General features: G+C 41.5%; 23 protein-coding genes and 1 riboswitch. Of the genes, 12 read left to right on the plus strand and 11 right to left on the minus strand.

Features of this window, described 5'->3' with window-relative positions; translation table 11 throughout:
* The first annotated feature begins 105 nt into the window (after window positions 1–105).
* From tsaA to M2R47_RS06700, 4 genes are all read left to right on the plus strand, one after another.
* Window positions 106–843, plus strand: coding sequence for a tRNA (N6-threonylcarbamoyladenosine(37)-N6)-methyltransferase TrmO (gene tsaA / locus M2R47_RS06685; protein WP_249100747.1), 738 nt, complete (start codon window positions 106–108; stop codon window positions 841–843).
* A gap of 55 nt (window positions 844–898) precedes the next feature.
* Window positions 899–1,994 (plus strand): peptide chain release factor 2 gene (gene prfB, locus M2R47_RS06690; protein WP_249100750.1). Its coding sequence is split into 2 segments (ribosomal slippage): window positions 899–970 and window positions 972–1,994, totalling 1,095 coding nucleotides; the frame shifts between segments, so codons are not numbered across the junction.
* Window positions 1,995–2,011: 17 nt separating this feature from the next.
* Window positions 2,012–2,494, plus strand: a complete 483-nt coding sequence (locus M2R47_RS06695) for a DUF302 domain-containing protein (protein WP_249100753.1) — start codon at window positions 2,012–2,014, stop codon at window positions 2,492–2,494.
* Between the two features lie 106 nt (window positions 2,495–2,600).
* Complete coding sequence (locus M2R47_RS06700; protein WP_249100756.1) at window positions 2,601–4,115, plus strand: acetyl-CoA hydrolase/transferase family protein; 1,515 nt, start codon at window positions 2,601–2,603, stop codon at window positions 4,113–4,115.
* Window positions 4,116–4,290: 175 nt separating this feature from the next.
* On the opposite strand, the gene M2R47_RS06705 is transcribed toward M2R47_RS06700, so the two are convergent.
* Window positions 4,291–4,821: a tRNA (cytidine(34)-2'-O)-methyltransferase gene (locus tag M2R47_RS06705; protein ID WP_249100758.1), complete on the minus strand. Its 531-nt coding sequence runs from the start codon at window positions 4,819–4,821 to the stop codon at window positions 4,291–4,293.
* Between the two features lie 179 nt (window positions 4,822–5,000).
* Here M2R47_RS06705 and M2R47_RS06710 point away from each other — a divergent pair, with 179 nt between their 5' ends.
* Window positions 5,001–5,147, plus strand: a complete 147-nt coding sequence (locus M2R47_RS06710; RefSeq protein WP_249100761.1) for an entericidin A/B family lipoprotein — start codon at window positions 5,001–5,003, stop codon at window positions 5,145–5,147.
* Between the two features lie 97 nt (window positions 5,148–5,244).
* Here the strand turns inward: M2R47_RS06710 and hemW are convergent, their stop codons facing one another.
* The 4 genes from hemW to M2R47_RS06730 form a co-directional block, all read right to left on the minus strand.
* Complete coding sequence (gene hemW / locus M2R47_RS06715; RefSeq protein ID WP_249100764.1) at window positions 5,245–6,450, minus strand: radical SAM family heme chaperone HemW; 1,206 nt, start codon at window positions 6,448–6,450, stop codon at window positions 5,245–5,247.
* Window positions 6,450–7,712: a DEAD/DEAH box helicase gene (locus M2R47_RS06720; protein WP_249100767.1), complete on the minus strand. Its 1,263-nt coding sequence runs from the start codon at window positions 7,710–7,712 to the stop codon at window positions 6,450–6,452. The genes hemW and M2R47_RS06720 overlap by 1 nt, the downstream gene beginning before the upstream one ends.
* 24 nt (window positions 7,713–7,736) lie before the next feature.
* Window positions 7,737–8,201, minus strand: a complete 465-nt coding sequence (locus tag M2R47_RS06725) for a hypothetical protein (protein WP_249100769.1) — start codon at window positions 8,199–8,201, stop codon at window positions 7,737–7,739.
* Between the two features lie 125 nt (window positions 8,202–8,326).
* Entirely contained in the window at window positions 8,327–8,536 is a 210-nt protein-coding gene (locus tag M2R47_RS06730) for a cold-shock protein (RefSeq protein WP_249100772.1), read from the minus strand.
* 305 nt (window positions 8,537–8,841) lie between these two features.
* Here M2R47_RS06730 and aroQ point away from each other — a divergent pair, with 305 nt between their 5' ends.
* Window positions 8,842–9,324, plus strand: coding sequence for a type II 3-dehydroquinate dehydratase (gene aroQ, locus M2R47_RS06735; RefSeq protein WP_249100775.1), 483 nt, complete (start codon window positions 8,842–8,844; stop codon window positions 9,322–9,324).
* Between the two features lie 154 nt (window positions 9,325–9,478).
* On the opposite strand, the gene gcvP is transcribed toward aroQ, so the two are convergent.
* From gcvP to gcvT, 4 genes are all read right to left on the minus strand, one after another.
* Entirely contained in the window at window positions 9,479–12,325 is a 2,847-nt protein-coding gene (gene gcvP / locus M2R47_RS06740; RefSeq protein WP_249100777.1) for an aminomethyl-transferring glycine dehydrogenase, read from the minus strand.
* 13 nt (window positions 12,326–12,338) lie between these two features.
* The gene (locus M2R47_RS06745; RefSeq protein WP_249100780.1) at window positions 12,339–13,814 is read right to left on the minus strand and encodes an HAD-IA family hydrolase; all 1,476 of its coding nucleotides are present in this window, start codon (window positions 13,812–13,814) and stop codon (window positions 12,339–12,341) included.
* Window positions 13,815–13,983: 169 nt separating this feature from the next.
* On the minus strand, window positions 13,984–14,364 hold the full coding sequence (gcvH, locus tag M2R47_RS06750) for a glycine cleavage system protein GcvH (protein WP_249100785.1): 381 nt from the start codon (window positions 14,362–14,364) through the stop codon (window positions 13,984–13,986).
* A gap of 545 nt (window positions 14,365–14,909) precedes the next feature.
* Window positions 14,910–16,010, minus strand: coding sequence for a glycine cleavage system aminomethyltransferase GcvT (gene gcvT, locus M2R47_RS06755; protein WP_249100787.1), 1,101 nt, complete (start codon window positions 16,008–16,010; stop codon window positions 14,910–14,912).
* A 248-nt stretch (window positions 16,011–16,258) separates the two neighbouring features.
* Window positions 16,259–16,372, minus strand: a riboswitch (glycine riboswitch).
* A 115-nt stretch (window positions 16,373–16,487) separates the two neighbouring features.
* Between gcvT and M2R47_RS06760 the strand changes: the two genes are divergently transcribed.
* The 5 genes from M2R47_RS06760 to rplI all read left to right on the plus strand — a co-directional run bounded on the left by M2R47_RS06760 (window position 16,488) and on the right by rplI (window position 18,700).
* The gene (locus M2R47_RS06760; protein ID WP_249100790.1) at window positions 16,488–16,808 is read left to right on the plus strand and encodes a YcgL domain-containing protein; all 321 of its coding nucleotides are present in this window, start codon (window positions 16,488–16,490) and stop codon (window positions 16,806–16,808) included.
* Between the two features lie 94 nt (window positions 16,809–16,902).
* Window positions 16,903–17,388: a hypothetical protein gene (locus tag M2R47_RS06765; protein ID WP_249100793.1), complete on the plus strand. Its 486-nt coding sequence runs from the start codon at window positions 16,903–16,905 to the stop codon at window positions 17,386–17,388.
* A 172-nt stretch (window positions 17,389–17,560) separates the two neighbouring features.
* Window positions 17,561–17,962 (plus strand): 30S ribosomal protein S6, encoded by a 402-nt coding sequence (gene rpsF / locus M2R47_RS06770; protein WP_249100795.1) that lies wholly within the window; start codon window positions 17,561–17,563, stop codon window positions 17,960–17,962.
* Window positions 17,963–17,979: 17 nt separating this feature from the next.
* Window positions 17,980–18,207 (plus strand): 30S ribosomal protein S18, encoded by a 228-nt coding sequence (gene rpsR / locus M2R47_RS06775; protein WP_049235696.1) that lies wholly within the window; start codon window positions 17,980–17,982, stop codon window positions 18,205–18,207.
* Window positions 18,208–18,223: 16 nt separating this feature from the next.
* Entirely contained in the window at window positions 18,224–18,700 is a 477-nt protein-coding gene (gene rplI, locus M2R47_RS06780; protein ID WP_249100798.1) for a 50S ribosomal protein L9, read from the plus strand.
* A 279-nt stretch (window positions 18,701–18,979) separates the two neighbouring features.
* Here rplI and M2R47_RS06785 read toward each other — a convergent pair whose 3' ends face one another.
* On the minus strand, window positions 18,980–19,858 hold the full coding sequence (locus M2R47_RS06785) for a hypothetical protein (RefSeq protein WP_249100801.1): 879 nt from the start codon (window positions 19,856–19,858) through the stop codon (window positions 18,980–18,982).
* 137 nt (window positions 19,859–19,995) lie between these two features.
* Window positions 19,996–21,309 carry an MFS transporter gene (locus M2R47_RS06790; protein WP_249100803.1) on the minus strand — a complete coding sequence of 438 codons (1,314 nt, stop codon included), beginning with the start codon at window positions 21,307–21,309 and terminating at the stop codon, window positions 19,996–19,998.
* 155 nt (window positions 21,310–21,464) lie between these two features.
* Between M2R47_RS06790 and M2R47_RS06795 the strand changes: the two genes are divergently transcribed.
* Window positions 21,465–24,242, plus strand: coding sequence for an autotransporter assembly complex protein TamA (locus M2R47_RS06795; protein ID WP_249100806.1), 2,778 nt, complete (start codon window positions 21,465–21,467; stop codon window positions 24,240–24,242).
* The last annotated feature ends 49 nt before the right edge of the window (window positions 24,243–24,291 follow it).

The raw sequence follows: 24,291 nt of genomic DNA on the forward strand, positions 1-24,291 counted from the left end.
TTTTTAGGGTTACTGGTCATTAACTTTTTGGCATAAGTAAGGTTGATGTCGGCATAACCAGCGGTCATCAATTTTAACATAAATTCACCACTCATCAAGTACTTCATGAACACGCACACACTTCCTATCATCGGTCGGCACCATTCCCCTTTATCACAGAAATTTGGCATTCCAAGACAGCCAAATTTGGTCGCTGTCAAAAGCCATATTTGCTTTTACCCACCCTTTAATAATCCTGATGCTTTTGTTGGTATTGATAGATATAGTCACTTGTGGGTTTTGTGGCAATTTCATCAGAATAAATCACAGAATAATTTTCGTCCGCAGGTGCGTCCACCACGCTTGGGCGGTAATGACAAAATGGGGGTTTTTGCCACACGCTCAATGTATCGGCCATCGCAGTTGGGCATGTCGGTGGTGGTGCTAGATGGGGTGGAAGTGCGTCATCATGAGGTGATTTTGCATATCATGGGGGCTGATATGATGGATGGTACACCAATCATAGACATTAAGCCTTATTTGGCATTTGTTGATGGAGTGGTGAATGCAAAGGGTTTTGATCGGCCGATCATGCGTCAAAGTATTTTTACACCCAGTGCCAAACGAGCATTTGATGGGCTTTGTCAAACCCAACACTTGACTGCAAGAGATGAACAAATCATTGGCGACTTGATTGCCCAAGACCCAAGACCAGCTTATCGCCAACATGAGATTGGCATCATCAATACCATGCGATACAAATCAACAGATGTGGACTTTATGATGAATGAGCATGGAGTGTTGTCTATTGAGTGTCTAAGGTTGATTGAGGCATCAAATGAAAGGGTCATTCTCAAAGTCTAGAAAATTTGCTATAATCTGACTTTATTGTTTTAAATTCATTAAAAGGTAATTCATCATGGAAATTGCTCCGTATCAAGATAAAATCAAAGACCTGACCGAGCGTGGTCAAGACCTGCGGAGGTATCTTTGACTTCGATGGTAAAAAAGAACGCCTAGAAGAAGTTAATTTGGAATTGGAAAATCCAGAGATTTGGAACGATCCAGAGGTAGCAACTAAAATCAGCAAAGAAAAATCCGTGCTAGACGGCATCATTGGCGTGATTGAAAGCCTTGAAGCAACCTTGGAGGATGCAAGTGCCATGCTTGAGCTTGCGGTTGAGGAAGATGACGAAAGCTTGCTTGCTGATGTTGAAAGCGAGCTTGACAGTGCTACTGCCAAAGTCGAAGACTTGGAATTTAAGCGTATGTTTTCAGGCGACATGGATGCTAATAATTGCTACCTTGATATTCAAGCAGGTTCGGGCGGTACAGAGGCTCAAGACTGGTCGGAGATGCTGTTGCGTATGTATTTGCGTTGGTGTGAATCGCATGGGTTTAAAGCAGAGGTATTGGAAGTGTCCGAAGGTGGTGTGGCAGGAATCAAGTCAGCGACCATCGCAGTCAAAGGTGATTATGCTTTTGGTTGGCTTCGTACAGAGATTGGCGTACATCGCTTGGTGCGTAAATCACCTTTTGATAGCAATAATGGTCGCCACACTTCATTTTCTGCTGTGTTCGTTTCGCCTGAGATTGATGATAATGTGGAAATTGACATCAATCCTGCGGATTTACGCATTGACACTTATCGGTCAAGTGGGGCGGGTGGTCAGCATGTTAATACCACCGATTCAGCCGTGCGTATCACACACCAACCAACAGGCGTGGTCGTGGCTTGTCAAAACGAACGCTCTCAGCATGCCAACAAAGACACGGCGATGAAAATGCTGCGTGCAAAATTGTATGAATTAGAAATGCAAAAACGCATGGAAAAGCAACAAGCTTTAGAGGACAGCAAGTCAGATATTGGTTGGGGTTCTCAAATTCGCTCTTATGTGCTTGATGATTCACGCATCAAAGACTTGCGTACTGGTGTTGAGACTTCCAATACTCAGGCGGTATTAAATGGCGATTTAGATAAATTCATCGTAGCGAGTTTAAAAGCTGGACTTTAATGATTGTTTGAGGTTTTATGAAATATAACTATTTATTTGCCATCATGAGTATATTTACTTTAACAGCATGTGCCCATCAGCCACATCAAAATTCTACAATGGTATCGTCTCAAAGCATCGCTCAACCTGTGGTGGTGCTTAATAGTACTTATGACTTTGCTACCACCAAAAGCAAAATTTTGAATGCTTTAAAGCAAAAGAACATGACGATTTTTGCTGAAATCGATCATCAGGCCGCTGCATCAGAAGCGGGATTGACGATGCAGCCGTCAACCGTGATTGTGTTTGGCACGCCAAAAGTTGGTACGCCATATATGGTCAAAGATCCGATATTTGCTTTGCAGTTGCCGTTAAAAGTGTTGGTTACTGAAGTTGATGGTGGCGTACAGGTGGTGATGAATCGTACAGAAGCACTGGTTCATGGCAGTCGAATTAGTAACGATGAGATTAAGGATACTCTTGGTAAGGCACGATTCTTGATTGAAAATGCCATCAAATAAACATGTCTAAATTTTAAAAAAGACTGTTTCTTTTGTTGTGATCTAGTGGTAAAATCAATGTGGTTTTATCTTTATTTATTTATCAATTTCTAACAAGGAGACAATGATGTCTATTGAACGCATTAAACATGAAGGCTTACGCCAAAAAGTCATGACTGCTGAGCAAGCTGCCGAATTTGTCAAGGACGGCATGAATCTGGCGATCACAGGCTTTACGGGTGCAGGCTACCCAAAAGCACTGCCAACAGCAATTGCCAATAAGGCGAAAGCCGCCCATGCAAAAGGCGAGAAATTTACTATTGGCATGGTTACTGGTGCGTCAACTGCCCCTGAATGTGATGGTGTGTTGGCGGAGGCTGATGCCATACATTTCCGTTCCCCATTCCAATCTGACCCAACGCTTCGTAATAACATCAATGCAGGTAAAACCGCCTACCAAGACATGCACTTGTCTCATGTTGAACAACAAATGCGACAAGGTTTCTATGGTAAATTTGACATCACCATCATCGAGGCGGCTGGCATCACCGAAGATGGCAAAATCATCTGTGCGATGGGTATTGGACATGCTGTAGAAGCCATCAAGAATGCCGAAGCTGTCATCATTGAAATTAATGCTGCTTTGAGTGAGGGTCTGGAGGGCATGCACGATGTGTATGCTGATGTTGGCCTACCACCACACAGAAAACCAATTCCAATCACAGGTCCATTTGATCGTATCGGTTCGCCTTACTTGGAGTGTGATACTGATAAAGTATTGGCTGTTGTTTTGACCAATGCTGGCGACCGTAACTCAAAATTCGCTGAGCCTGATGAAGTCTCAAAGCGTATCGCGGCTCAAGTCATTGATTTTCTTGATCATGAGGTCAAGGCAGGGCGTTTGCCTAAGAGCTTATTGCCACTACAATCAGGTGTGGGCAATGTCGCCAATGCAGTGATGGCAGGTCTGCTTGATGCACCTTTTGATGACTTGACTGGTTATACTGAAGTGCTACAAGATGGCATGCTTGATTTGATTTTGGCTAAAAAGATGAAAACCGCATCAGCAACGGCTTTGTCTTTTAGTCCAGATGCATTGGCACGCTTCAACGAAAACATTGAGTTCTTAAAAGATAAAATCATTTTACGCCCAATGGAAATCAGCAACAATCCAGAAGTGATTCGCAGACTTGGTGTCATTGGCATGAACTCTATGATTGAAGCGGATATTTATGGTAATGTGAACTCAACGCATGTCATGGGTACTAAGATGATGAATGGCATTGGTGGTTCGGGCGACTTTACTCGTAACGGCTTTTTCTCATTCTATGTCAGCCCATCTACTGCTAAAGGCGGTGCGATTTCTGCCATTGTGCCAATGGTTAGCCATCATGACCACACAGAACACGATGTAATGTTCATTGTAACAGAGCAGGGTATGGCAGATTTGCGTGGTAAAGCACCTCGTCAGCGTGCAAAGCTCATCATTGAGAATTGTTCACACCCTGATTATCGTGATATGTTACGCGATTACTATGACCGTGCTGAAAAAGCTGGTGGGTTGCAGACGCCACACATTTTGTTGGAAGCACTTTCATGGCATCAGCGTTTCGTTGAAACAGGCGATATGCGTATCAAGTGATTGCCGAGATGGCGACATGTTTCATATACAGCACCCTTTGAGGTGCTGTATTTTTTTTGGATTGAAAAGCTGATGCTTTTGAATTAAATTTAAAAAACAAGATGTCTGGTTAAGATGGCTTATTTCGACTTTTGGATTGCTTGGGGTTGGTGATGATTGAGAGAATTTTGGGTGATTAGGGACGACTACTTAGTCTGTGATAGCCGATGCTTTCACCCACATCACCGACAAATCCTTGTTGTCGCCATACTTCATACAAGCAAATAGAGACAGAGTTGGCAAGATTCAGGCTGCGAGATTGTGGTAACATGGGTAATCTGAGCCAATTCTCCTCACTAATGTCTTCACGCACATCAGCAGGCAGGCCATCAGTCTCTGAACCAAATACCATGGCAATGTCCGCTCCTTCTTCATGAACGAATGTGTGATGATAGAATGAGTGGCTAAATTTGGTGGTCAAAGCGACGATTTGATTGATGCCAAGTTGGGCTAATGACTGGCGACACGCTTGCCAATTTTCATGAACATGCACCTGTGCGTACTCATGATAATCAAGTCCTGCACGCTTTAGTTTGGTGTCATCGAGTTCAAAACCTAAGGGCTTAATCAGGTGAAGTTTGGCTCCTGTGTTGGCACACAGACGAACGATGTTACCCGTATTATTGGGAATTTTTGGAGAAAATAAGACGATGTGAATGGTTGACATGGTTTGTTACTTTTTTAGTGGTTGATGGATTTTGTGGCTAAAAAGCATGAATTTTTTACATTTAGTTACTTAAAGTTGCATTTCGCTACACAAATAATCATTAAACTGGGTTAAGATGAAATGAGGTTCTTTTAGGACTTGATTTACCAATTTGATAAACGCAATTTAAGGAAAACATCATGAAAAAGTTACTGATTGCTGCCACTGCGGTTGCCTTTGTTCTTACTGGCTGTAACACCATTAAGGGTTTTGGTAAGGATGTTTCGAAGGCAGGTGATGCCGTTACAGACAGTGCAAAAAAAGTTGAGAAAAAAATTAAGCAATGATGGCTTTTTTATCTCATGATGTCGAAGTGTTCACATTTCGACATTTTTTTATGCTTATTTATCGCATCAATCATGGTCATTAAGTATGGAGATGGTCTTATAAAAAGGCACGCACCAGATGATTCACATAACGAAAACCCATTGCCGTTGGACTTAATAATGTGGCATCATGCACCATCAGCCCTTCATGCTGCAATGGCAATAATTCATTATCAATACTACTGACCAAAAGTCCTGTTCGCTCTTCAAACATCTGTGTTGTTACACCATGTCGCAATCTAAGAGCATTCATCATGAACTCAAACGGCAGATTTTCTTCAGCAATTTTTGTGAAGTTGATCATTTTTGGAGAGTTTGATGGTGAAAAGTTTAGATAATCTTTTGGCAAACGAGATTTACTAAACCGATAAATGCCATCACCAAAATCATCATGCTGTCTTAATGTTACCTTGCCATGTGCTCCTGCACCGATTGCCAAATAATCCCCAAATTGCCAATAATTCAGATTGTGTTGGCAGGCTTTGTCTTTTTTGCCCGCCCATGCCGACACTTCGTAATGACGAAATCCCCATGCTGTCAGTAACTGCTGTCCAGCTTCTTCGATGTTTTCAAGCGTTTCATCATGCGGTAAATTTGGTGGCATGCGATAAAATGCGGTATTAGGTTCAATGGTAAGTTGATACCAAGAAAGGTGGGTTGCTCCTGCCATCATTGCCTGTTCTAAATCTTTAATCGCAAGCTCTACCGTCTGATTTGGCAGACCGTGCATCAGGTCGACATTGATGCGATGAAATCCTGATTGCTTGGCATTAATGATGGCATTAATCGCCTGTGTTGGATTGTGAATGCGTCCTAATGCTTTTAATGAGTCGTGATCAAAGCTTTGCACACCAATCGAAAGGCGATTGATGCCAATCTCCAAGTAGTCGTCAAATGGGGCATGTTCTACTGTACCAGGGTTAACCTCTAGGGTGATTTCATAATCTTTTTCAAATTCAACAAGATTTTTTAGTGCGGAAAACAGTCGTTGAAACTCTGCCACTGGGAGCAGTGAGGGCGTGCCGCCACCAATGAATATTGAATGAATTTTGCGTCCTTGTATGAAAGACTGTTGGCTGATTAAATCTGCAATCAATGCATCAACATATTCACCAAATGGTGTGTCTGACATGACGCCTGCTTGACTTATGGGTAAAGCATGTGAGTTAAAATCACAATAGGGGCATTTTTTAACACACCAAGGAATGTGAATGTAGAGTGATAAGGGGATATTGGTAGGGGATAATTGTAACAGTGGATTCATTATTTACTTGCCAAATCATTATTAAAATCCAACTGGTCGGTTTCTTTACCAACAGGAGAACGCTCACCCTTTGATTGAGAAACAAATTGAGTCAGCTTAAATTGCGTCTCAAGATGTTTTTCAAGTGCGGGGAGATTAAAAGCGTCATTTTCACTCACAAAACTGATGGATATGCCAGCATGTCCAGCTCGTCCAGTGCGTCCAATGCGATGCACATAGTCGTCGGGCATTTCTGGCAGGGTGAAATTAATGACATGAGTTACATCATCCACATGAATGCCTCGTCCTGCCACATCGGTTGCCACTAAAATGTTGACTTCTCCATCTTTAAAGCGTTGTAGATACCGTTCTCGCTTTTGTTGAGAGACATCGCCTGACAGCATGGATACTTCAAACTGGCGGCGTAAATTATCATAAAGACGCTTGACTTGATCTTTGCGATTGGCAAAAATGATGGTTTTTTTAACATCATCATCGGATAAAATTTCACGCAATGCTGCCATTTTTTCACGCTCAGTCAGTAAATAAAACTGCTGATCAATGGCTGTGTTGGTTTTGCTTTCAGGGGTGATTTCTACAAAAGTAGGATGATATAGCCAGCGATATGCCAAATTCATGACATCGGTATTAAATGTCGCTGAGAATAACAAGCTTTGGCGATGGGTGTTGGTGGGTAGGTGGCGTACAATTCTTTTAATATCGGGGATGAATCCCATGTCAAGCATGCGATCAGCTTCATCAAGTACAAAGACCTCCACTCTATCTAAGAACAACATCCCCTTATGCACCCAATCAATGATGCGACCAGGAGTGCCGATTAAAATGTCAAGTGGTCTGCGTTCAAGCTGCTTGGCCTGTTTTTCAAAATCCACGCCACCTGTTATGCATAAATTATAAAAGTTGCCAAACCTCGTCAGCTCACGACAGTCAGAAAAAATCTGCTGAGCCAGCTCACGGGTTGGTGCCAAAATCAATGCACGCGGCTCACACAAAAACCGCTTTTCATCTTTTGTAAAAGGACGCTTGAGTAGCGACTCAATGATGGTAATCAAAAAAGTCGCTGTTTTGCCTGTTCCTGTTTGTGCTTGTCCTATCGCATCTTGGTTTGCCAAAGTATGAGGTAGGATTTGTGATTGAATGGGTGTTAATTTTTCAAAATTTAACGCACGCACAGACTTTAAAATCTGATCTGATAATGGTAAATCAGTAAAATATTCAAATGCACCGCTTTCATGATTGGGCGTGAGTGTGTTAGAACTCAAAACTCATCCTTAAAAAATCATTCACTATTTGTTAGGGGTGTTTGCCTTACTTTCATTGCCCAAAAGTATGTCTAAGCACGCATGGGCAGCGTCAGCACTGGCAGCATGAACGAAATTTTGTTTTTTATCATCGGTCTGCTCAATTTGCTCTTTATAGATTTCATTCAATCCGTGTTGCCAAAATTCTTTAATGAAAGAAGTAACTTCATCATCACCAAACTCTTTGACCAGTGCATCAGAGGCTTTCTTAAATTGTGATTGAGCATCACTTTGACTGATGCCATCTTGACGCATTGCAGCGATGTTAAACACGCCGTCAACTACGATGTTGCAAATGCCAAACGCTGCTTTTTCTTTGTTGGTCGGTTCTTTTGCTTGTGTCGCAACAGTATTAGATTCAGTGGTGTTTGTTGTGCCACTGGCAGCGGATGCAGTCATACAGATGCTTGCAGTCAACGCACCCGCTAACAGTTTGTTTAAAATGTGCATAAATACCTCAAATATTAATAGTGGATTGATAAGAAGTGCTTATTATAGCAATTTATCAATGCTTTGCAAAATCACCACCACACAAACGATGGAGAATATGAGTAACAGATTTGCTTGAAGATGACTTAAAGTTTTGTAACTTCTTCTGCTTGCAGTCCTTTATCGCCTTCGGTAACAACAAACTCAACGGCTTGACCTTCTTTTAAAGAGCGGTAGCCTTCACCTAAGATTGAACGAAAATGCACAAAAACATCTTCACCTGTTGCACGCTGAATGAAACCAAAACCTTTAGAGTCGTTGAACCATTTGACAGTGCCTTGTTCACGAGCTGACATATTCTTTTCCTATAAAAATGCTTGACCGATACTCATCGCAAGCTTATTAACTGTGTTGAATCAGTATTGATTCCGACGCAGTTGCCATATTCGCTTTTTATGAAATTAAATAAGCTTGAATAAGACCTAACTGCTCAAATTATCATACCAATGATGAATTAAGAATACAAGCGTTTTTCATGCTTTATTAATAATTTCATCAGAAAAGTCTGAATGGTTGATGCACTTATTGACAATGCGTCCAAACTCTGTAAAAATCTGCCATAATCATTTAAACCATTGTTTTTCATCATCGTGGGTGAGGCATGATTAAGAATAGACCGCACATTTTACTATTAAATGGACCAAATTTGCATTTATTAGGCAAAAGAGAGCCGCACATCTATGGTTCTTTGACGCTCACTGACATTGAGTGTCGATTAAAACAAAAAGCAAGTAACCATGGCATACAACTGACTGTTTTCCAATCTAACCACGAAGGCAAGATTGTTGATAAAATTGGTGAGTTGGGTTTATTGGCGGATGAGGCCCTGCAATTTGATGGTGTCATCATCAATCCTGCTGCATTCACACACACTTCTGTCGCCATCAGAGATGCTTTGTTGGCAGCGAATAAGCCGTTTATTGAGGTTCATCTGTCTAATATTCATGCCAGAGAGCCCTTTCGTACCCATTCTTATTTTTCTGATCGAGCGGTAGGTGTGGTTTGTGGCCTTGGTGATTTGGGTTATGACATGGCACTAGATTGGTTTGTTCAATATTTTAATCAAAAATTAAGCTTGGTGTGATGAAAGGGTGGGTGCCACCATGATGACTAGACTGCTGATGTCATTTTTAAGTTAGCTACACGATGGCAAGAAATTGGTGATGACCCAATAAAAACATTGCCCAATAATCATTGAGCAATGTTTTTATTATGTGATGACATCAAAAAATGATTTTTTATGACTCGTAGTGATCAATGCTTGGACAGCTACAAATCAGATTTTTGTCGCCATACACATCATCCACACGACCGACTGTTGGCCAAAACTTATGTGCTTTGACATAAGGTAATGGGAATGCTCCCACTTCACGATCGTATGGTCTGTCCCACTCACCAATGATGACATCTTGCGTGTGTGGTGCATTCACCAATGGGTTATTATCAGCTGTCCAGCCGTCTGTGCCAGCTTTTACTTTTAAGGCTTCTTGTTTGATTTGTTTTAGAGCGAAGATGAAACGGTCAAGCTCATCTTTACTTTCGCTTTCTGTTGGCTCAATCATCAAAGTGCCAGCTACAGGGAAAGACATTGTTGGCGCATGGAAGCCATAGTCCATCAGACGCTTAGCAATGTCTGTTTCACTGATGCCTGTTTGTTCTTTAAGTGGACGAATGTCAATGATGCATTCGTGTGCTACGCGCCCATTTTTACCTGTGTACAGTACTGGATAATCATCTTTTAGGGATTGTGCAATGTAGTTGGCATTTAAAAGTGCTTGCTTGGTGGCTGACAACAGACCATCATGCCCCATCATTGTGATGTACATCCATGAGATGGGTAGAATGCTTGCTGAACCATAAGGTGCTGCAGACACGGCGGATTGATTGGTGGTTGCATTGAATACAGGATTGACACTGTGGCTGGCGATGAAAGGTGCCAAATGCGATTTTAGTCCGATAGGGCCCATGCCTGGTCCGCCACCGCCATGAGGAATGCAGAAGGTCTTATGTAGATTCATGTGTAGCACATCAGCACCGACATCAGCAGGTTGCATGATGCCTACTTGTGCATTCATGTTGGCACCATCCATATAGACTTGTCCGCCATGTTGATGAATCAAATCGCAGATATCACGAATGCCTTCTTCAAACACGCCGTGCGTTGATGGATAGGTGATCATCAATGCACCTAGCTTGTCGCTGTGTTTTTCACATTTCTCCTGCAAATCAGCAAAATCCACATTGCCATTGGCATCGGTAGCGACCACCACCACTTGCATGCCTAACATGTGTGCTGTGGCTGGGTTGGTTCCGTGTGCTGAGCGTGGGATTAGGCAGACATTGCGTTCTTCTTGATTGCAAGAGGCGTGGTAACGACGAATGGCCAATAAGCCTGCATACTCACCGCTGGCACCTGAGTTGGGCTGCATGGAGATCTCATCAAAGCCTGTGATGGCTTTTAATTGGTCCTGTAAGCTTGCAATCATCTCAATGTAGCCTACAGTATCTTCACTTGGGGCGAATGGATGCACATTGGCAAACTCATTCCAAGTAATTGGCAACATCTCACTGGTGGCATTAAGCTTCATTGTGCAAGAACCTAGGGAAATCATGGATCGGTTCATTGCTAAGTCTTTATCTTCTAATGATTTTAGATAACGAAGCATTTGATGTTCGGTATGATGACTGTTGAAAGTAGGATGGGTCAAAATGTCATCTTTGCGATTGAGTTCGCCAAGTGTGTTTTTAACCACATCAAGATTGCCAGTAACCCCAAAAATCTCACACAACTCATCGAATTCTTTTTTGTCAGACAATTCATGGAAGGATACGCCCACCAAATCATCTTTGTAAAAAAGATTGTAGCCTTTTGATTTTGCTGATTTGACAAGCTCGTCTGCTTTGTCGGTTTTAATAGTGATGGTGTCAAAGAACACATCGCTAACAGGCGTGAAGTCATTTTTGATGGCATCATAAAAAGCCACTGCCAAAGCATGGATTCGGCTGGCAATACGCTTTAGACCTGTTGGGCCGTGATAGACAGCGTACATGCCTGCCAAATTTGCCAAAAGTACTTGACTTGTGCAGATGTTGGAGTTGGCTTTTTCACGACGGATATGCTGTTCACGAGTTTGCAAAGCCATGCGTAAAGCGGTATTACCTTGTGCGTCTTTGGAAACGCCGATGATGCGACCAGGGGCGGAGCGTTTGTCCTTGTCTTTAAAGGCAAAATAAGCAGCATGTGGACCACCAAAACCCATTGGAATGCCAAATCTTTGCGTGCTGCCTAAGGCGATATCAGCCCCCATTTGAGCAGGGGATTTAAGTAGCACAAGACTCATGATATCGGTTGCTACGATGGCGTAAGTGTTGTTGGCTTTGACCTTAGAGATGACATCGGTCAAGTCCACCACATCGCCGTTCTTGCCGACATACTGGAAAAATGCTCCAAAGTAATCGCCATTTTTAGCAGTGGCAAAATCCCCAACCACCACCTCAAAGCCAAAATATTTAGCACGAGTTCTGATGACATCTAAAGTCTGTGGATAAGTGCGATCATCAACAAAAAATTGATTGGATTTGGATTTGCTACAACGCTTGGCCATCGCCATGCCTTCAGCAGCTGCCGTTGCTTCATCAAGCAAGCTTGCCCCTGCCAAATCCATGCCTGTCAAATCAATGCAGACTTGTTGGAAATTTAAAAGGGCTTCTAAGCGACCTTGGGCGATCTCAGCTTGGTAAGGTGTGTAGGCAGTGTACCAGCCGGGATTTTCAAGCACATTTCGTTGAATGACCGCAGGCAGGCGAGTGGGCGAGTAACCTTGACCGATATAGCTTTTGGCAACGGTAATTTTATCTGCCATTCGACGCAGTTTGGCAAGAGCGTTGTGTTCGCTCATGGCAGGTGGTAAATCCAAGTCTTTATTTAATCGTATTGACTGAGGAACGACGCTGTCCACAAATTCATCAAGCGTCTTAGCACCAACAGCACCTAAAAGTGCTTGTTGCTCTTCTTGGTTATTGCCCAGGTGTCGATGCACAAAGGCGTTTTCATAAAATAAGTCGGAAAAGGTGTTGAACGACATAAGTTATCCTTTTTTAGGTTAGGGTTGGATGGAAAGGGTGTTTTTTATTTGATTGATTTTTGAATGGACAAGCAATCAATTTTTTGCTAAGAATTGTCACTAGAGAATGAAAATCTTCTGCAATGTGGCTTGGATTGGATTCTTTTAGTGTTTTTTGATTATGAGAACCCCAAGTGACAGCACAGGTATCCACATTTGCGGATTTTCCCGCCATAATATCAAAGGTCGTATCTCCAATCATCATCACTCTTTGCAAAGAATGTTTGGAAATACCAAAAAAATCCAAAGCTACCAAAATACATTCTGGATTTGGTTTTGGCTTAGTAACTTGGTCTGCTCCAACCACAAAATCAATATATTTTTCAATGCCTAGTTGGTTGATATTACGAATGGCAACATCAGTTTTTTTGCTTGTAACAATAGCAATTTTTTTGCCTTGATTTTTTAATTCAATCAAAGATTCTTTCATATAAGGAAAAGCCTTAATATGATTTTCTGACTCTATTCTATATATGCTTCTAAATATAGAAAGTAATTTTTCAAAATTGGATAAGCTTAACTTATTCGCCCCCATTTCTTTGAAAGATCGCTCTATTGGTATTCCCATTAAGTGTACAATCTTTTCTGCTGTTGGAACAGGGAGTTTCATTTCTGAAAAAGCCCTTTGTGTAGATATAATTGCACATTCAGATGAGTCGGCAATGGTTCCATCAAAATCAAATAAAATATGAGTGTACTTATATATGTCTTTTTCCCAAAATTTATCAAAAAAAACATCATTATTATCTGGTAAAAAATAAGATTCTGGCAATGGTCTTGGTTTTCCGTGATTAAATAGTGAACCTAGACCTTCATACACCTCCATGCCATCATCATAATTTTTGGTTCTTTTCCCGATTTTCTTTTGCCAAGTAAGCTTATCATCAAAGTCTTTGTAAAAACAGTTTGAGCCTGATAATGTTTGCATTGCTAGTACAATAGATGAGCCAAGATTGCGTGATTTTCTCTTATCGTGAAACGGACTGCTGACATTGACAAACCAAATCTCATTATCAAAGCAATAAGCAAAGTTTGGAGATGACGAGTCTTTTGGAATATCTTTTATCCACTCGCTAGGGTCATATTCGTGTGCTTTTGTTAATGCATTCCAAGCAGAATCATGAGTGTCTTCAAGAGATTTTTCATCACTTAATTCCAAAAATATGATTAATGGCAATAATCCTTTTTGTTCTTTATTCTCCAAACTTCTTAGAATATCAAGATACTCTTGTATTATTTTAGACATTTTTAACCCAATATTTGGCTCATCATTTTCAATAAATCCGACTTTCGTTAATTGTTTTCTATGTGCAATCATGCCAAGTAAACAAGGAAAATCTTTTTTATTGATATTTTCATTAAACTCATGAAAAGATTTTAAAACCCAAGTTGGCAATGATTTTTTTGGTGTTGGAAAAAAATCATTGTAAGAGTATAAGTTGTTTGCCATATTACAATTCCCCATAATATTGATTGGGCATTATTGCATTTGTAGACGGTGCTATACAGATGCATTTATCTTGGCGTTTATTTAATACCCTACGCTAAAAATCAGTTATCTATAAACCAAAAATCAAAACAAGCGTAAATTTATAAAACTTACGCTTGTTTTTATCGAATTACAGACTTTCTTCGTACTCGTCCGCACTCATTAGATTGTCATAGTCAGCAGAGTTGGTGGGTTTGACTTTAAAAAACCACGCCTTGCCATAAGGGTCTTCATTGGCAAGCTCTGGGCTGTCCACCAGCTCTTCATTGATTTCAATGATTTCGCCACTGATGGGGGCGTAGACATCGCTGGCGGCTTTGACAGACTCTACAACGGCAATCTCTTGGTCGGCTTCTACTTCGCTACCCACCTCTGGTAATTCAACAAAAACCACATCGCCAAGCAAATCTTGGGCGTGGTCGGTGATGCCAACAGTGATTGTGCCATCAGATTCTAAGCGTAACCATTCGTGACTGGCTACATATTTCAATTCGCTAGGAATGTTACTCATAAAAAACTCCGTTAGGGTTAAAGTTAAAAATTAGATAAATTATTTTAAGAATTAGGAAATTTTTCAATTTGAAATATGGAATTTATATTCCTCTTTTCTCTAACTCTAAATATGGCAATATGGCTAAAAAATAACGCCTACATATGATGATGTAAGACAAAAGGATGTAATACATACAAGTATTTTTTGTCCTTTTGTTAGATTGATATACCATTCTGATAGTTTGTTTACCAAAATTCACTCCAAAGTAAAAAAGTCAATTAGAGGGAGTTCATAACTTGCTTATATTCAGTAACAGCTTCTTGATCAGCCATGCATTTTTGGTAAATTTCCAAATCGCAAATATAAGTATCAACTTCTGTTTGAGGGTTAAATTTATAAGGCTTTGTGCAATAATGTGTTGCAACACAAGCAATATTTTTTAATTTAAACAGCAAAAAAAATCACCAAAGTAACAATGCTGAATTTTAAAAATTTCCCCATTCTTATTTGAAATTAATTGTAAGGTATGATATTTATTTCATACCTTCAATTGTAATCAAAATTTAATCAAACTGCTTTTTACCATTTCTAACAAATGGTAATTTAAGCACACGCACTTCCACTTCTTTACCACGCATAATCACCTTTGCACGCTCGCCTGTAAAGTCAGCAGGCACACGGGCAATGGCGATGGATTGAGACAGTGTGGGAGAAAATACGCCACTGGTAGTAATGCCGTTGCCGTTTTCGGTAACGACTTCCATGCCTGCGCGCATGACGCCTTTTTCTTCTAACAACAAACCGACTTGCTTGACTTGAATGCCTGCTGATTTTAACGCAATCAAAGCCGATTTGCCAATAAAATCACGCGTGTCGTCTTTTAGGTCTACTGTCCATGCCATGCCTGCTTCAAGTGGACTGACTTCATCGGTCATGTCATTGCCATACAGATTCATGCCCGCTTCCATTCTAAGAGTGTCCCTTGCCCCAAGACCGCAAGGCTGAACACCTGCTTTGGCAAGCTCATTGAAAAAACCGACCGATGCGTCCGCTGGCATGACCACTTCCACGCCATCTTCGCCTGTGTAGCCTGTACGAGCCACAAACCAGTCATTGCCCAAATCAACGCCCACAAATGGTTTTAATGCGTTTACCTTGTCTGCCCATTCAGGCTTGACTGTCAGCATTTTTTCAACGGCTTTTGGACCTTGTACGGCAAGCATGGCCAACTCATAACGAGGTGTCAAGGTTACGCCAAACTCTGCTCCAACTTTGGCAAAATGTGCCAAGTCTTTCTCGCGAGTCGCTCCATTTGAAACGATGCGATAGGTGGTCTCATCTTCACTTGTGCGATAAGCAATCAGATCATCAATCACGCCACCTTCTTCATTAAGCATGGCTGAATATAAAGCTTTACCGACAAACGAAAGTTTTGTAACATCATTGGCAAGCAATTTTTGCATGAATGCTTTGGCTTGAGATCCTGCCACATCAGTAACCAGCATATGACTGACATCAAACATGCCTGCGTCTGTACGCACCGCATGATGTTCATCAATCTGTGAGCCATAATTAACGGGCAGTTCCCATCCACCAAAGTCAACCAATTTACCGTTGTGAGCGGCATGAGCATCAAAAAGGGGGGTGCGTTGTGGAGTAGACATTTTTAGTTTCCTTTACCTTATATATTAAGATGAGCTGATGACACCATCAGAATGCTTGCACTCAAATAAGATTGTATGGTCATGATCAAGCACATCATTTTAATCAACATTCAAAATTTAAGCAACCCATCTGTCTTGTTACCTGAGATTTTCGGTAAATGCGGTTTACCTTTTATTCTTCGGTGTTGCATGCCATTGAAATCTTAACAACTGCCATAAAATTTCCATGCAATCTCTCCAGATATTTCTACCAATTTTCAGTCCTTTTACCTGAGCGATTGTAGGGTTGAATTGACGCCTTCGGTGTTTTTTGCCTGTCATTGCGACAATGAAGAGCAAAAAATCTCTTCTGAAAATTAAATTTGTACTTATTATGAAAAATAATGATACAATTTACAAGTAAAATTTTTAAATTTTATGAAAAATTATCAGTAATTCCCATGAATTCAAATAAGTCAACAGATTGAGAGTAAAGTCATGCATTGCGATGTCTATAAATTTGCCAAAAATGAAGGTTGGTATGTCTATATTGCTCGTCCAAATTATCCCAACGATACTGATGAAATTCGTGATTGGCTTGGTGTGTTGCCGAGCGACATTCGTCAAAAGTTAGGGCTTGGTACTTTTGTGTTGCATTTGGATTTGGATGCGCGTGATAAGCTGGCAAGGGCAGACATTCATGAAGTCAAAGCAAAGCTTGCTGAACAAGGCTATTATGTTCAAGCACCGCCTGCGGATATATTGGCAGCACAGGCAGTGGCAAAAGCTCAAGCATTACAAGATAAGCAATATGACTGACTGTTTTAAAACATGCGTCATCATTCATGGGTGATATGACTTGGTTGATCTGTGTTAAAATAAAGTGAAGTTATTTAATTAAGAAGTATGTATTATGGATTGGATCAAAAACCTACCGTTAGATAGTGTCAGTGAACATTTGGCAGGATTGATTGTTTGGTGGTCAAACTTGGTTGCAGGCGTGCCAGATGAATATTTGCCACTTGTGGTGTATGTCATCGCATCAGTGCTTGTTTTATTATTGTGGATACCCATCATGCGTATCTTGCCTGTTGGTATTCGTGGCATCAGCTGGGCATTTTTAGCAGCGCTATTGTTCGCACCAGGTGGTGCTGCTGGAGAAGAGGGGGTGGTTGCCCCTGCCATCATTGGCGTGTTTCACTCTTTACTCATGAAAAATTTTGTCGAAGTGGTTGGCAGCTCTTTACCCATTTTAGCAACTTTTGCGGCGTTTTTGGTGATTGGGGCGATTTGGCAGCTATTGCGTAGCGTCATAGAAAAGGGGATTGCTAAAAATCAAGAGATGGCGTGGATTCAGCAAGAAAAGCAACGCTTAGCAAAATCTGAAACACTTAAATAGGTATTTGAGTATTGATGATAAATAAAGCCCTGAATGCAAGCATGCTAGGGGCTTGTTTTTTTTAAAAGAATGTGTATAATAGCTGACTTGTGATTTTTAATATTTCTTAAAATTTACATCTCCTTGCCGTCATTGGTCAAATGACGGCTGTTTTAATCCGTAGGGAGTCCTTATGAGACATTATGAAGTGGTGCTACTGGTTCACCCAGATCAAAGCAACCAAGTTGCCGACATGGTAACAAAATATCGTTCTATCGTGGAAGATAATGGTGGTGCAAATCATCGCTTAGAAGATTGGGGTCGTCGTCAGTTGGCTTATCCAATCAATAAAATCCACAAAGCACACTATGTGTTATTAAACATCGAGTGTAACGATACGACTTTGGCTCAGTTAGAAGAGTTGTTCAAGTACAACGATGCAATCATTCGTAGCCTAGTTATCCGCCGTGACAGCGCCATCACAGAACAATCGCCATTGGCGAAAGAAGCTGAAGATAAGCGTGCTCGTAAAGCCAACCGTCGTAACGATGTTCGCACTGTTGACAGTGAGAATGTTGCTACCGACAGCGAATAATTATAAGGAGAAGCTAAATGGCTCGTTTCTATCGTCGTCGTAAATTCTGTCGTTTCACCGCTGAAGGCATCACGCACATTGATTATAAAGATGTAGAGTTGCTAAAACAATACATCAGTGAAAATGGTAAAATCGTTCCTAGCCGCATCACTGGTACTTCTAACAAGTATCAGCGTCAGTTGGCTGTTGCGATCAAACAAGCTCGCTATTTGGCTTTGTTGCCATATACCGACAACCACAAGTAATTAACGGAGATCACCCATGCAAGTTATTCTATTACAGCGTGTCGTTAATCTTGGTAAACTTGGCGAGACAGTTGATGTAAAAGCAGGTTACGGTCGTAACTATCTTATCCCACAAGGTAAGGCACTGCCAGCAAATGAAGCAAATATTGCCAAATTTGAAGCTCGCCGTGCTGAACTTGAAGCGATCGAAGCTAAAGAATTGGCAGAAGCTCAAAATCGTGCCGATGCTTTGGCAGATGTGAATGTGATCATGCGTGCCAAATCTGGTGATGAAGGCAAGTTGTTCGGTTCTATCGGTACTAGAGATATTGCTGACGCATTGACCAAATCTGGTTTGGAAGTGGATCGCGTGGAAGTTAAGTTGCCAGAAGGCCCATTCCGTCAAGTTGGTGAGTATAAAGTTACCATTCAACTACACCACGATATCTCAGCTGAAATTTTGGTAACCATCTTGCCTGAAGATGCACCAATTGCTGATGAAGATGAAGAATAATCTTTAAGATGATCCAAAAGATCACCCAAAGATTAATAAACCCCTAAAGTGATGGCTTTAGGGGTTTTTTCATGATGTACCTGAATATGTTATCAGAAGGTTGGTTTGCAGTTGGCAGGTAATCAGATACGGTCTGGAATGGTCTGGAATTGTGAACATGTGCTGTCAAACATTGGAGGATTGAGGTCAATCTTGGCATGGAATAAAAATCTGTCTTTGGGCATAAGACACAAAGACAGATTTTTTTTGTACGGAAATGCTTGTTTGGCGACCTCATACTCATCTTTGTACTGGCTTGATATTGACGGGTTTACCATCATTTTGCCAAATGTAGTAATCACCTTGCTCAATGATTTGGATTTGTTGGGCGATTTGGGTGTTTGATGGGTATTGTGCTTGTAGTTTTTTTAGGCGACTTAGTGCCAGCGGTCTGTTGTCATTAAGCAGATCGGCTTGAGCCAGACTTTGTTCGGCCTCGACATACCCTAAAGAAGCTGCTTTTTCTAGATATTTTTTACCTTCTACAAAACCACCAGATTCACTTAGCATCATGCCAAATAGAAAGTTGGCTTCAGCATCTTTTGGTTTTAAGCGCAGTGCTTTTTGCATGTGTTTGGATGCACGCACGGAATAGTCTGTGCCGACATTAAGGTTGCGTGCGATGCCATTGATTTTTGCAGCACGCAATACGACATCAAAAGAGGCGTCTGGGGCACTTGCATAGGACTCTATCCAGTCTGATAAGTGCTTGATATTTTGCTTTGCAAGATATTCGGCGGTGGCATTTGGAAAGACTGTTGGATAGTGGCGAGCATTTGGTGAAATGGTACTGATAAAGTCATCGATGAGCGTGGTGTCGATGCGGAGTGATCCTGATTGATTGGCGGGTATGATAACGGTTGGTAGATGTTGGATATTGCTTAGTTGTGAGGTGGGTGTTGGTAGACCTTTAATGGGATTGGTGAGTAAATTAGCGGCCTCATTGTTGACAATCGTTGTGGTAATCTCACCACGCATCGCTGGGCTAAGAGGTTTATTGGCGTCTACTGACGAGGGTTCTATGGTGGGCAAAGAGGCGTTTGTTTTTTTTGGGTTGGCGTGTGCACTACTAAAGCCAATCATGGCTAAACTTAATGTAATGGCGGTGAGTTTCTTCATGAAATTTCCTTAATTAATTTGATTAATGTATTAAAAATGCTGTCAATAATAACAGACTTATCTTAATGGCTTGATAAATTTTTTCAAGCGTTTGTCGCAAGTTCATTGCTTAATTGTAACTTAACTAGATGGTGGGTTCATTGGTTTTTTGGGGTTCTACTGATTTTGTGATGTGAAAGTTTGCGATATAAAAAAATGCCAAAGAATGAATTGATGATGCCACAAACTAAGAAAAGTTGAGGCAAGCTTAGATGGACGAGTGTCAGGGTAATCATGGAAAAAATTGCTGAACCCACCATGAATATGGCATTAAAAATATTATTCGCACCAATGATTCGTGAGCGATGGCTGATGGGAGCGTATGCTTGCATGCAGGCGTATAAAGGTACAATATAGATGCCGCCAAAAAACCCAAGTAATAACAAATCAATAAAGACTCGCCAAACGCCACGCATTGACATCAACGCACTGATGTCTTGGGTGCTGACGGTGTTTGATGAAGTGATTCCAGATGATGAAAAATACAAATCGATGGCAAAAAGACTAAGCCCCATGATGCCAATTGGCAACAAGCGGAGGCTGATTTGATTTTTAACCAAGATTTTGCACAGTAAAGACCCTAATGCCACGCCTACTGAAAAGAGCGTCAATAAAAAGATGGCCACCGATTCATCGCCATGCAAGATGACTTTGCTAAATTCTGGTGCCTGCGTTAAGAAGGTCGCCCCATAAAACCAAAACCAACTGTTGCCAATGATGACAAAAAACAATAAAGGCATTGTATATAAGTATCTGATGACATCAAAGCTTGTGCTAAAAATGTTCCAACGGATGGTTAAATCTTTAGCGTGTGATGGTGTCTTTGGAATGTATTTGGCGGCGATGTATCCTAAGATTGCTACCAATAAGGTGGTGATGATTAGCCAGATTGTGGCATCATTGAGCTGAGTGAGTAACCCTGCTGCCATCATGCCTGTTAAAATGGAAAGGCTGGTGCCTGTCTGAAACAGTCCATTGGCAGCGATCAACTCATCTTTGTGCATCGTTTCTGGCAGATAAGCGTATTTAATCGGACCAAAAAAAGTGGATTGAGTTCCCATTAAGAATAATGCCACAAATAACAACCAATAGATCTCAAACCAAAATCCCACAGCCGCTATGAGCATGATGATCATTTCTAACAGCTTGATGCTTTGAGTGAGTGTGGCTTTTTCATATTTATCAGCAATTTGACCTGCCAAAGCAGAAAATAAGAAATAAGGCAAGATGAACAGCATGGCTGCTAAATTATTGAGTGTGCTGATTGCCATTCCCATCTTCGTGGCGGCGACATAAGTCAGAATTAAAATCAATGATTGTTTAAAAACATTGTCATTAAACGCACCCAAAAATTGAGTAAAAAACATGGCGCTAAAATGGCGATGTTTGAATAAAGAAAATTGCGATGCCATGGTTGAATTCGATAATAAATGATTGTTAATATGGATTGATTTGTTATAATAGCAGGTATTTTTCGTTTGTGTTTATTTTTTAGGCATTCTGTTGATTTCTCTTGGGCGTTTTTTGGATTGTTGCAGACTGGCGGCATAAAATGATGGGTGGTAGCATGGTTGATTTTATTGAGGTTAGTGATCGGCGATATAAAAAATGCCTGTCTCACACAGCTTTATCAATGGCGTTGTGTTGTCTAAGTCAGCAGGTATGGGCAAGCACCGCCAAATCATCAACACCATCAACGACCAATCAGCCGACGCATGCCGTGCGAGCAGGCTTGATAGAAGATGTGGGTGATAAGTCAGCACAGGCGGTTGCTGATGTCTTACTCTACACCCCATCACAGATTGAAAGTCGTTTACAAAATGCTGCCAAAGAAAACCCACTCATTACAGCGATCACTGACGCATCATTGGTATCTCGTCTTAATGAAGACAGTCCAGCGTTAGGGTTGGACGCACCTTTGGCATCACCGCCATTGATCGATGATGCTCATGACGCTTTTGATGATGTTCAAAGTCATCTTACATCTGATCATGCCTTGGAAAATAAACAGTCTTATCATGACATGGATGGCATGATGAAAGAAGATGGCATTAAAAAGCCAAATGCCATCAAACGCTTATACGGCAGACTGTTTAAAGATGGTGTGGAAGAAGTAGTGCGTGTAGAAACTGAGTTTTATCATGCAAAAGGCATGTCAGCAGGTCAAGGTGCTTTGAATGATGCTTATCCGACCAATCAGCTTGTCAAGATGAGCCGAAACGAGCTAAAAAAAGAGCCGATTGCCAACATAAAGGCAATGCTAGAAGACATGACTGCTCAAAGCGTGTTGGATTTTAACAGTGCTTTGCCACGCTTACGCCAAGCAGTCAATGCGGCAGCACGAGCGGTGGGGTATTATGAGGTGGATTTTCAACTCACTGATGGGGGTGGTGGTAAAGTCAATGTCATCATCAATGATCTTGGCGGGCCTGTACGCATCTTAAATCAAGCTTTGGAAGTGCGTGGCGAAGGTGAGGGCGACCCTGCCTACCATCAAGCGATTGAAAACTCCCATTTGCATCAAGGAGATGTTTTTAATCACGGTAATTATGAAGCTGCCAAGTCTGCCATCATGAATGTCAGTGCTGAGAAAGGGTATTTTGATGGCAAATGGCTGGATAATTCAGTTGATGTGATTTTGCCAGACAATTTGGCGGATGTCAGTTTGGTGTATCGCAGTGGTGAGCAATACTCTTTTGGTGATGTGGTGTTTTTTACCCTTGATGAACAAACAGGGCAGTTAACCACCGATCCAAACAAACTGCCAGTTAAGCCTGAGTTGCTACAAAAACTGGTTACTTTTGAGATGGGTGATGCGTATAACCGAAATGCCGTGCGAGATTTGAGTAGTAATTTGCTGGCTACTGGTTATTTTAATGCTGTCAATACCGAGGCTGTGTTGCCAGAGAGCCAAACAGGGCGAGAGGGAGTGGTGTCTTTTGAGAACACCGACAAGCCAGACGAGAATGCCACTCAAACTGTGGATTTGGGTGATGGAGCGGTGGTTGAGGTTGCACCGATTGAGTTTAACACTTCCCAAGTCATTCAAGATAAGCTCATGCTGGTTACTCAAAAGGCTGAACGATTGTACAATATGCCAGAAGACCGCCTCCTTATCACAGATACACGCAAGCAATCTAAAAGCATTTTGGGGCGTATATCAGATGCGGTGAGTAGTGTGGCGAAGATGATTTTGCCTGATGAGTCTGGAGATGGATTTGATGCCACCGCCGATGTTCAAGTGCCAACTTTGACGAACAAAAAAACCCCGCAAGAGGTTCATGCTGATAAAAAAGTGCCACTATATGTCTTTGTTATGACTGATAAGCCAAGAGATGCACAGATTGGTTTGGGCTGGGGTTCAGATGGCGGGCCACGCTTAATTACCAAATATGAACATCACTTAATCAATAAGCAAGGTTATCAAGCAGGTGCGGACATTCGCTTATCCAAAGAAAGAAAAGGAGTCAGCCTGTACACGACCAAGCCAGTAAGCCATCCATTAAATGACAAGTTGCGTGCTTCTTTAAGTTATGACGAAGAAACGATTGGTGGTAGTAAGGGGACATTTGATTTAACCAATCGCACATTACAGCAAAGCTTAAGCCGCAGCATCACAAATGATGCTGGGTGGAATCGAAGCTACTCGTTGCGTTATCGTCTAGATAAGCTTGAGACGAGTGCACCTGACGAATTATTAAAAGACTTGCCAGTAAGATTCATTGATGGTAAACCGACCCAAGAGGCATTGCTGGCAGGTGTTGTATTGAGTAAGACGAATACAGATAATCCTGTCAATCCAATGCGTGGTTATCGTCAGAGATACTCACTGGAAGTTGGGGCGAAAGGCTTGGCTACCGATACTAATATGGCGATCGCTCGTATTGGCTTGGGCGGTGCGTATGCTTTTGGTGATAACGCTTATGGTAAGAATCGTGCGCATCAGCTGATCGGAAGTTTAAGCTTGGGGTATTTATGGGCAGATAGGTTTGATGCCGTGCCTTATAAATTGCGATTTTTTGCAGGGGGCGATCAGAGCATTCGTGGTTACAGTTATGACAGTTTATCACCCATGTCAGACAAGGGTTATTTGACAGGTGGGCAGATACTGGCAGTGGCAAGTGGCGAGTATAATTACGAGGTGATGAATGGCTTGCGTTTGGCGGCATTTGCTGATGTGGGCAATGCTTACGACAAGCATTTTAAAAATGAGACGAAAATTGGTGCAGGGGTTGGGGTGCGATATTCATCTCCTGTGGGTCAAGTGCGTGTTGATGTGGCAACGGGTGTTAAAGAAGATAAGCATTCTGTTAAACTGCATTTTTTCATTGGCACGCCGTTTTGATGAGCAAGCGCTTTTGGCAGAACATCATATGTTGCCTTATCTTTTTTAC

Origin of the sequence: Moraxella oculi (assembly GCF_023336735.1) — a bacterium.
Taxonomy (GTDB): Bacteria; Pseudomonadota; Gammaproteobacteria; order Pseudomonadales; family Moraxellaceae; genus Moraxella; species Moraxella oculi.

Coding starts and splice junctions, on each gene's coding strand:
- gcvP (WP_249100777.1), bottom strand. CDS start 12,325: ATGTCGTTCAACACCTTTTCCGACTTATTTTATGAAAACGCCTTTGTG.
- M2R47_RS06705 (WP_249100758.1), bottom strand. CDS start 4,821: ATGTCAACCATTCACATCGTCTTATTTTCTCCAAAAATTCCCAATAAT.
- M2R47_RS06695 (WP_249100753.1), top strand. CDS start 2,012: ATGAAATATAACTATTTATTTGCCATCATGAGTATATTTACTTTAACA.
- rpsF (WP_249100795.1), top strand. CDS start 17,561: ATGAGACATTATGAAGTGGTGCTACTGGTTCACCCAGATCAAAGCAAC.
- M2R47_RS06710 (WP_249100761.1), top strand. CDS start 5,001: ATGAAAAAGTTACTGATTGCTGCCACTGCGGTTGCCTTTGTTCTTACT.
- gcvH (WP_249100785.1), bottom strand. CDS start 14,364: ATGAGTAACATTCCTAGCGAATTGAAATATGTAGCCAGTCACGAATGG.
- M2R47_RS06785 (WP_249100801.1), bottom strand. CDS start 19,858: ATGAAGAAACTCACCGCCATTACATTAAGTTTAGCCATGATTGGCTTT.
- aroQ (WP_249100775.1), top strand. CDS start 8,842: ATGATTAAGAATAGACCGCACATTTTACTATTAAATGGACCAAATTTG.
- M2R47_RS06700 (WP_249100756.1), top strand. CDS start 2,601: ATGTCTATTGAACGCATTAAACATGAAGGCTTACGCCAAAAAGTCATG.
- rplI (WP_249100798.1), top strand. CDS start 18,224: ATGCAAGTTATTCTATTACAGCGTGTCGTTAATCTTGGTAAACTTGGC.
- hemW (WP_249100764.1), bottom strand. CDS start 6,450: ATGAATCCACTGTTACAATTATCCCCTACCAATATCCCCTTATCACTC.
- M2R47_RS06790 (WP_249100803.1), bottom strand. CDS start 21,309: ATGGCATCGCAATTTTCTTTATTCAAACATCGCCATTTTAGCGCCATG.
- gcvT (WP_249100787.1), bottom strand. CDS start 16,010: ATGTCTACTCCACAACGCACCCCCCTTTTTGATGCTCATGCCGCTCAC.
- M2R47_RS06725 (WP_249100769.1), bottom strand. CDS start 8,201: ATGCACATTTTAAACAAACTGTTAGCGGGTGCGTTGACTGCAAGCATC.
- M2R47_RS06730 (WP_249100772.1), bottom strand. CDS start 8,536: ATGTCAGCTCGTGAACAAGGCACTGTCAAATGGTTCAACGACTCTAAA.
- rpsR (WP_049235696.1), top strand. CDS start 17,980: ATGGCTCGTTTCTATCGTCGTCGTAAATTCTGTCGTTTCACCGCTGAA.
- M2R47_RS06745 (WP_249100780.1), bottom strand. CDS start 13,814: ATGGCAAACAACTTATACTCTTACAATGATTTTTTTCCAACACCAAAA.
- M2R47_RS06795 (WP_249100806.1), top strand. CDS start 21,465: ATGGTTGATTTTATTGAGGTTAGTGATCGGCGATATAAAAAATGCCTG.
- M2R47_RS06760 (WP_249100790.1), top strand. CDS start 16,488: ATGCATTGCGATGTCTATAAATTTGCCAAAAATGAAGGTTGGTATGTC.
- tsaA (WP_249100747.1), top strand. CDS start 106: ATGAACACGCACACACTTCCTATCATCGGTCGGCACCATTCCCCTTTA.
- M2R47_RS06765 (WP_249100793.1), top strand. CDS start 16,903: ATGGATTGGATCAAAAACCTACCGTTAGATAGTGTCAGTGAACATTTG.